1 protein-coding gene is annotated in these 1583 nt (G+C 49.7%); it reads right to left on the minus strand.

Annotated features, from left to right (window positions below; translation table 11 throughout):
* Positions 1 to 186: 186 nt before the first annotated feature.
* On the minus strand, positions 187 to 1583 hold a 1397-nt coding region (locus tag AB5H98_RS13420), incomplete at its 5' end, for a sodium-translocating pyrophosphatase (RefSeq protein WP_367926384.1).

The raw sequence follows: 1583 nt of genomic DNA on the forward strand, positions 1-1583 counted from the left end.
ATGGAAGTTGGCGTTATATGGCAAGATGGACGCGCCTTCCACGGTCCTTGTTCCATTCGGATGAATCTTGCGCTGCCACATGCACTGGTGGTAGAAGCCTTTGACCGTCTGGATCGATATGTTTTCAACGCATAAAAAGTTATAAAAAATGAGCCTTGAGAAACCTCAAGGCTCATTTTTATTATTTTACAAAAGATGTACGGCCACGATCAAACCTGCAAATACGATAGAGACCATACTGGTGAGTTTAATCAGAATATTGATGGACGGGCCGCTGGTATCCTTAAAGGGATCGCCGACGGTATCACCCACAACCGCGGCCTTGTGGCAATCGCTGCCTTTGCCGCCGTGAGCGCCACCTTCGATGTACTTCTTGGCATTATCCCAAGCACCGCCAGCGTTGGCCATCATAACTGCCAAAACAAAGCCTGTAACGGTAGTGCCAGCCAGCAAACCTGCAACACCCGTTACGCCCAAAATCAGGCCTACTACAATAGGCGTAGCCACTGCGATCAGCGCCGGCGCCATCATCAATTTCTGGGCACTCTTTGTGCACATATCTACACAAGCAGCATAATCCGGATCCGTTTTTCCTTCCATCAGTCCAGCAATCTGCTTAAACTGACGACGAACTTCGACCACAATGCTCTGAGCTGCCTTGCCCACAGCATCCATAGTGAGTGCCGCAAACAGGAACGGCAACATACCACCGACAAACAGACCAATCAGAACCGTTGGATTGGTGATGCTCAAATCCATTTGCAAATTGGGATCAATCTGATGCACTTTATCGATATAACTTGCAATCAGAGCCAATGCCGTGATTGCAGCCGAACCAATCGCAAAGCCTTTGCCCGTGGCAGCAGTCGTATTGCCCAAGCTGTCCAGAGCATCCGTACGACGACGAACCTCCGAAGGCATATGTGTCATCTCTGCAATACCACCCGCATTATCCGCAATCGGACCATAAGCATCTGTAGCAAGCGTAATACCCAAAGTACTCAGCATGCCCACAGCGGAAACACCTACACCGTACAGACCCATGTTAAAGTCCTGTGCACCGCCACTGACAAAATAGCTGATCAAAACGGAAATGCCTACAATTACAACGGGAGCTACGGTGGAGAGCATTCCCAAAGACAAACCGCCAATGATTACAGTCGCACTGCCGGTTTCGCTGGCAGCCGACAACTTTTGGGTCGGTTTATAACTATCGGAGGTATAATACTCCGTCAGCGCACCAATGGCAACTCCCGCTACCAAACCGCTGAGAACCGCAAAATAAACGCCCGTATTTTCCGGCAAAAGAATCCGAACAGCGACAAAAGACAAAATCGCAATCAAAATTGCACTGATATATGTACCGGTGCGCAGCGCGGTCAGAAGATTCTTCTGGCTGGCGCCTTCTTTTGTTTTTACAAAGAATGTTCCGATAATTGAGCAAAGCACTCCCATGGCAGCCAAAAGCATGGGAACGCCCACGCCATGCATACCGAATCCTGCCGCTACGGCCAGAGCACTGGTCGATACAATCGAACCGACATAAGACTCGTAAAGGTCTGCACCCATTCCGGCTACGTCGC

Origin of the sequence: uncultured Ruthenibacterium sp., from assembly GCF_963558415.1 — a bacterium.
In the GTDB taxonomy this organism is placed as follows: domain Bacteria; phylum Bacillota; class Clostridia; order Oscillospirales; family Ruminococcaceae; genus Ruthenibacterium.